The organism is Parapedobacter indicus (assembly GCF_900113765.1).
Taxonomy (GTDB): Bacteria; Bacteroidota; Bacteroidia; order Sphingobacteriales; family Sphingobacteriaceae; genus Parapedobacter; species Parapedobacter indicus.
Genome location: NZ_FOQO01000002.1, coordinates 789,823 through 798,021 on the forward strand (window position 1 = coordinate 789,823; position 8,199 = coordinate 798,021).

General features: G+C 50.5%; 1 protein-coding gene and 1 pseudogene. Both read right to left on the minus strand.

What is annotated here, in order from left to right; genetic code table 11:
• Positions 1-7,710 (minus strand): choice-of-anchor Q domain-containing protein (locus BMZ56_RS06730; RefSeq protein WP_218146483.1); only part of this gene is annotated, 7,710 nt, incomplete at its 3' end.
• A gap of 306 nt (positions 7,711-8,016) precedes the next feature.
• Positions 8,017-8,199 (minus strand): annotated as a pseudogene (locus BMZ56_RS25580) (hypothetical protein); the annotation flags it as partial.

The following is an 8,199-nucleotide window of genomic DNA, read 5'->3' on the forward strand; positions in this document are numbered from 1 at the left end:
TGTGGCCGTGCCCTCGTTAAATGCAGGGGTCACGTTTTCATTGTAATATCCGCCATCTTCAACACCCGTCACTACAGGAGCAGTTTTATCAATCGTAAAGTTCACGGTGGTCTCATTGCCCGCAGCATCCGTCACCACCAATGCATATTCAGCCGCATCGGTGATCTCCGTGCCCGAAGTGAAGGCATCGCCGTTCAACGTGGCCGTGCCCTCGTTAAATGCAGGGGTCACGTTTTCATTGTAATATCCGCCATCTTCCACACCCGTCACTACCGGAGCAGTCTTGTCAATGGTAAAGGCCACTACCATCATGTTGCCCGCCGCATCCGTCACCATCAGCTTGTAGCCACCTTCGCCGGTGATCTCCGTGCCGGCCACGTAAGGCTCGCCGTTCAGCATCGCCGTGCCCTCATCGAAGGTGATCGTTACATCTTCATTGTAGTACCCACCGTCCTCGACACCATCAACAACCGGAGTGGATTTGTCGATGGTAAAGGCCACTACCGTCACGTTACCCGCCGCATCCGTCACCACCAATTCATATTCAGCCGCATTGGTGATCTCCGTGCCCGAAGTAAAGACATTGCCGTTCAACGTGGCCGTGCCCTCATCGAAGGTGATCGTTACATCTTCATTGTAGTACGCACCGTCCTCGACACCATCAACAACCGGAGTGGATTTGTCGATGGTAAAGGCCACCACCGTCATGTTGCCCGCTGCATCCGTCACCGTCAGCTTGTAGCCACCTTCGCCGGTGATCTCCGTGCCCGAAGCGAAGACATTGCCGTTCAACGTGGCCGTGCCCTCGTTAAATGCAGGGGTCACGTTTTCATTGTAATATCCGCCATCTTCAACACCCGTCACTACAGGAGCAGTTTTATCAATCGTAAAGTTCACGGTGGTCTCATTGCCCGCTGCATCCGTCACCACTAATTCATATTCAGCCGCATCGGTGATCTCCGTGCCCGAAGTGAAGACATTGCCGTTCAACGTGGCCGTGCCCTCGTTAAATGCAGGGGTCACGTTTTCATTGTAATATCCGCCATCTTCAACACCCGTCACCACCGGAACGGTCTTGTCGATGGTAAAGGCCACTACCGTCACGTTACCCGCCGCATCCGTCACCACCAATTCATATTCAGCCGCATCGGTGATTTCTGTACCCGAAGTAAAGGCATCGCCGTTCAACGTGGCCGTGCCCTCGTTAAATGCAGGGGTCACGTTTTCATTGTAATATCCGCCATCTTCAACACCCGTCACCACCGGAACGGTCTTGTCGATGGTAAAGGCCACCACCGTCATGTTGCCCGCTGCATCCGTCACCGTCAGCTTGTAGCCACCTTCGCCGGTGATCTCTGTGCCCGAAGTGAAGGCATCGCCGTTCAGCATCGCCGTGCCCTCGTTAAATGCAGGGGTCACGTTTTCATTGTAATATCCGCCATCTTCAACACCCGTCACTACAGGAGCAGTTTTATCAATCGTAAAGTTCACGGTGGTCTCATTGCCCGCAGCATCCGTCACCACCAATGCATATTCAGCCGCATCGGTGATCTCCGTGCCCGAAGTGAAGGCATCGCCGTTCAATGTGGCCGTACCCTCATCGAAGGTTACCGTTACGTCCTCGTTGTAGTATGCACCATCTTCCACGCCTTCCACTACCGGAGCGGTTTTATCAATCGCAAAGTTCACGGTGGTCTCGTTGCCCGCGGCATCGGTGACCACCAATTCGTATTCATCCTCCTCGGTAATAGGCGTACCAGAAACGTAAGGCTCACCGTTCAATGTGGCCGTACCCTCGTCGAAAGTCGCCGTTACGTCTTCCTTGTAGTATTCACCGTTTTCCACACCCTCCACCATCGGTGCAGTTTTGAAAAACGTCACGGTGCTTTCATCAGTAACGCTCGTCACATTCGGTGTCGTATTGCCTGCGGCATCCAATAGACCACCAATGGCAAAAACAACGTCGCCCGATTCATCCGCATCGGTCAACACATATTCCGCTATCCATTTCAAACCATCTTCATCGACTGCGCTCACCGTCGCGTTGTTTCCCGCAATTCCTATCTCTGGTGTCTCGATCGCTTCATTTGCTTCGATGGTGATGATCACTTTATCCCCTACTTTTGCCGCTGTTGATGTCTCGTTGTCCGAAGCAATCGAAACGTTCGTCAATACCGCACGAACGCCATCTACCTGTACATCAGTCAACGCTGACGCGAGCGTATAAGCCAGCGACACGCTACCCAGTTCCGTATCATCAAACATGATGCTACTGCTACCTTCCAAATCGATGACACCAGACACATCCAGTCCGTCGTTGTCCAAATCGCCTTCCTTTACGGTATACTTGAAGGTAGCAAATTGCTTATCTTCGGAAAGGCTGGTAAACATCACGCTTTCCTGCGTTTCGCCAACCGTCAGGAGTAATGTCAGCTCGCCATTCACAGTCACCGGTGCATGAAAATTAATGACAAACACTAGCTCATCGCCAATTTTATAGGTACTCGGTTCTGGCACTTCCAGTATCGGCGCAGGAGGCAATTGGTATTCATAGGCACCCAAGTCGATGGTGCTCCATTTCAGACGTGCAGCACCTGCGAGATCGCGATCATTGTCCAGGTCACCGCCAGCCGTGGTATACGCGTTGTTATCCCCTGCATTGAGTGCCGGGCTAAGTGCGGTAAGCGCGTACCGAAAAGCCGTTTCACTAGCAAACAACGGATCGGCATCCAAATTATGCCCTCCATCGGTTGCGATAGCCGTGTTCCATTCGCTTCCGCTGCCACCACTGTTTGCGATTAGGCTATAAGAAATCGATGGTTGGGCGCCCGAACCCGTGTTGTAGATCGATGCGGATGCCCCTGTAGCGTCACCGTTTACGGTATTTCCCCAAATCAGCATATTGGCGAGCATGGCGGTGCCCGTACCATCGTTGTAAAGCCCTCCGCCATGCGTTGTTGCGGAGTTGCCTGTAATCGTTACATTGGTTAATACCGGGCTGGAGCTGTAATTATACAGCGCCCCGCCGTAATTGCCCCCAACGTTTTCTGAAATAATGACGTTGATCAGCTTGGGATTGCTATTGCTAACATTGCCCATTCCACCGCCCTGTGCCGTTGCCGTATTTTTACTTATCTCCACATTCACCAACAGCGGACTGGCACCTGGACCGTTAAACATGCCCGCCCCGGTACCGGATGCCGTGTTGTTGACGATCGAGACGTCCCTAAAGCTTGGGTTCGAAGCATTGCTGTTATATACCGCTCCACCATTAATCGCATGGTTTCCGGTGAAGATTACATTGGCCACCGTTGGATTACCAAGGGTCATGCTCAACCCGCCCCCACCTTGCTGCGTAATGCTCACCCCGTTGACCGTCTGCGGTGCGATATTTTCGTTTGCATTCCCGCCGGTTACGGTGAACCCGTCTAATACCGTGTGTTCATTAATCGTTTTGCCGTCATAATTGACGCCAATCACCACGTGATACGCATCTCCATTGGATAAGCCGTTGCTGTTATCCAAATCGCCCGATAGGATCGTTTCATTGTTCTTCCAATCCCTGTCGGATCTCACCGTTTCAGTACCCGAGAAACCGCCGAACAGTTGCACAAAAGGTACCAGCACAAATGCGTTGTCCCGACCGCCATCGGCCGTATATTCACCATCGGCAGCGTCATATAGCGGCTTGTACACGCCTTCGGTAACCCAAATCTGCAGCGGGTTGGCTTGATCCCATCCCGCATCGGCACCGTCATCGCCCCATTGCTCGCGTGCCCACTTCAAGGCATCCGCGAGTTCGGGGATGGCATTTTCCCAGCTGTCACCGGAGCCGTTGCCCGTAGCGCCTTTACTTACGTAAAGGATACCGTCTGTCGGGCTAATAACCACCGGCTCAGGGCTACCTCCTAAATCAAACATGAAATTATCAAACAAGCCGGTTGTTGGCGTATATTCAATTGTCGGATCCTGAGGATCATATACCTGCAGCCGTACTTCGTCGACCTCATTAAAATCATCACCCAGCAATATCGGCGAAGGGAATTCCATCTGTACCGAATGGATTTCCGAGGCCACCTGCACATTGTCCCGATACCCGTATACCGCAATATTTCCGTAATAAATGGCCCCGTTCAAGGCGCCATCATCCCAATACGTAAATCCATCTAGATCGAAGGTTTTTCCGTCCGCAGCGCGAAACGCCAAATATTTAGGATTCACATAATCGCCTGACAACACAGCCAGGCTATTGATTCCACCCGATTGGCTATCGTTCCACATCATTCCGTTTTCTCCGGTTGTCTGTTCCAGATCGTCAAACGGCGTAGTCATTGCACTTGCCGAGCTGACAAAACTTAATTGCCCAAGGCTGCCTGCAGTGATCGAGAACGCTCCGGCCAGATTTCCCGTAGCGCCGCCACTCTGTGCCTCCAATCCGGCCGGCTTTGTTTCAAAATCGACCCTAACCGTAGTGCCCGCAGAAACCCGTACCGCGGCATGGGCGGATGGTGACAACATCGCGCTTTGGCGCTCACCGTTATCCACGCGGAATAGTATTACCCGATCGCCACCTTCGGTTGAGCTACTTCCAAATGTAACGCTGCGCAATGCCGCTTGATAATCAGCAACTGTGGCGGTACCGCTGAGCGTCAACACGCCGCTTGATCCACTATAGCTGCCCGAGATCCCCGATTGGTTGGTGAAGTACAATTCATCGCCGTCGGCGAAACCCGAAGTGATGCTAACCGTAGCGCCGGTTAGCGTTGTTTTTTCCACATCAGACACCATCAGGTCCGGAGCAATCGGCAGCGACGGGTCACCTATGGAATAGACTTGTCCAGTAGCTGCCCGGTACACCACAGGTGCTACATGCAATGGCAGTGCCGTTAACGAGGCGCCATTGTCGAAGCTGTTTCCTGACGTGTTGATATCCGAAAGTGCTGTGAACGTCTGTGAATTGATGGAATACCGTTGCAATTCGGTCCCTTTTCCATCTCCATTGTCCCTGACGAAATAGATATCACCGTCATAAGCCACCAAGCTGCTTATTGATGTATTTTGAGTTGAAAAGTTAGAAAGTTTCGTCACATCGCCCGTGCTGTTATAGCGCATAAGTTCGCGGCCACCTACATTATCGACCGGGGAGGTGAAATATAGGGTGTTGTCAACAACGATCAGGCTTCCTGGAGTGTTTACATTTGTTAAGGGCGGATTGTATTCTTCCGTAACGTAATTAGCGGTATTTACCGAATACAACCTGCCGTCGGTAAAATTATAAGATGCTACGAAAAACAGCTTATCCGCATGCTGGGTAAAATGGTAGACATTCGAACTACTAAGATTATTTCCCGTGGTATTTAAATCTGCCACTAATTCCGTACTGCCGCCCCCGGCATCACTGTATCGATAAAGTTCCAAGTTGGTTTCCATACCAGAAGGAGCGGCGACCATATAGAGGTAACCATTATATACAGCAAACCGAATCGGTTGTGACGCCACATCCGCAAAATTGGGTACCAGTTGCACCGCAGAACCATCCCATGAATAGAGGTCCATGCGCGTCCCTGCGGTAGTCGTCCCTGCAAAATAAAGCTTCCCGTTATATACCGTCAAGGCCGAAGCTCCCGTACGTTGAAGCGAGCTCGAGATTTTTGTCGGGGATTGAGTCAACGAGCTATACCGCCAAAGCTGGTGGTTCGACCCACTTTCGTCGTTTAAGATAAAATACAAATTGCCGTCATATTCGGCGAATGCTGTAGCCGTTGCCGACATGCCGTCGCCTAACCCTTCAATAGCCACGACTTCCGTTCCGTCGTAATAACCAAATGATCCGGTTCCATTGGAAAACCTGAAAATCCCGAATAATTTATGATCAAAATAATACGATAGACCAACCATCGCGTCTGGGCCGTAGGGGTTAATATCCACCGCTGTCACAGCTTCTCCTTTGGTAGCGTTGTACCCGTATATACCCTGGAATGCATTCGCTTCGTCATACGTTGCGGTGAAAATCAGATTCAGCGGAATATCGCCAACTGGAGCTACGATCACCGGGCCCTGCCTTCCGCTTTCCACCGGCGTACCCGCGTCCGTGCCGTCATGCGGTGCCACTTCAAAGCTGATGTATTTACCTACATCAGCGGCTTGGAGGGTATAGGTTGTTGCGGTAGCGCCACCAATAGCCGTCTTTCCGGCATCACCGGTGGCCGCGTCGTAACGGTACCATTTGAAGGCACTACCATCTTCTGTATCGCTGTCTGCATCCGCAAACGTGTAGGTTGCGGTGAGAATCTCGCCAACTTGCAACATACCAGAAATGGCTACGGAAGATGCCGTTGGTGATGTATTCGCCACAGGCAAACCCACCTGAATATTGTTCAAGGTACCGAAGGAATTCGTTCTATCCGCTTTATAAATCCAAACCTCATCAATATTAGTAAATACAGCAGATAAATTACCTGGGTTTCTCAATTCGATATAAGAGCCGTCAACATTACCCGTAAACTGGACCTGTCCTTTAGATATTCCGTCATCAAATGCTTCAATGATAAACTCATAGCCACCCCAATCGCCCCATTCGTGGAAATCAAGTCCCTTTAAAGAAAAATTGTCACCACTATTGGATCTAATAGACCAGCCAAAATGTATGTTGACATCACCATAGGATACAACTGCGGGATAACCCGGCCAGTCGGAACCATCGTGGTATTCAATTGGATCAGCGGTCAATTTGGCGCCGGAGTCATTAATCGGAAGAACGCCCAGATCAAGGTCAGTGATGGATACTGACCCTCCATCCCCGTCGGACGCAACGTTATCACTGAAACCGATATTATTGGTAAAGTTGAGCGTGGGGTTTGTGCTCAGGGGTACTGACGTTATATCAGGTTGTACAGTATACGTAGTATTTTGCCTTGGATAAGCCGTGCCATCGTCATGAATCCAATTCGCCTTGTTATTGATCGCCGCCATCAGCTCGGCCCGGGTACCTTCGGTAATTCCGTTATAGCGGGAATTGTCCTTTTCTGGGTCTTCAAAGACATCATAAAACAAAGACACACAGTTCATGCCGTTTGTGAGGCCTGTGGGCAATCGCGATAATGCGACTCCCGATAGGTACGCATCTACCGCCGAACTTTCTTCCGACCAGCGCGTCGTTTCGTCATTTCCAAACCCATACTGATTTAATTCTCCACTATCGCCGTGATGCAAGCCGGTAATGAAAACCGGGTTTTCATTCGTTCCCTGATAGATGATAATTTGATCTCCAGTCGACAAGTTAAAATTGGTCGCCGTCAATTGATAGCTTGGTGAGGCATCACCGTTGACCCTTACACTAAGCTGGTTTGCGGCTTCTTCATCAAAATGGAAGACCGTACCCGCCGGATAAGCGGTGTTCGTAATAAGCTCGGCAGTCGATTCATTGGTTACCCATTTTAATGTTGCGCCTCCCCAACCATTTTCGGTGATGTAAAAATGTGTTCCGGAAGCTAAGGGTACTAAAGTAACCAACGAAAAACCATCCGTCCCATCTTCATTTATCCGGATTACTCCGATATCTCCTGGCGCCAAAACCGTCCCTCCGGGAACGGGAGCTGATAAGGCAGTACCATTATAAGCCATCATCCCTAACGTCAATACCGTCAACCATAGGTGGAATAGGCTATTCCAATAACGCAGGCCAGCTACGTGGCGAGTAAAAATTTGCATATAGCGAATAGTAAGATTTAGCTGTTTGTGCACAATCGCGGCATTACGCTACACGTTCATGTGCATCATCGGCTTCGGATCAAATAAAATTTAACTTAATGACTTAGGGCAACAACGTTGTTTCATGCCCTGCAGCCACGAAAGCTGCACGATTGACTGGCTCATTTTCATACTTGGTAGATGTAAAAATTTTGCGAATAGTACCTGTTTAATGTCCTTGTAACCTTGGTTTACAAGCCGAGGCAAATATAGCAATTGGAGCACCATACTCACCTACCCAAAAGGGTGGTTTTTTATTTTATCGCACTATAATAATCCCATCGCGCCACTGAAGCGGTATTGTAAACCGATTTCGTGGGTGGTGTTGCCGATGCTACGGTTCAGCGGTTCGTTGCCCGGGTTGAACTGGTAGGAGTAGCCCAACCCGAAGCCACCGAAATTGAACTGCGCCATCCCCGCAAACTCCCCGTAGCTCCGCACATTCGCACC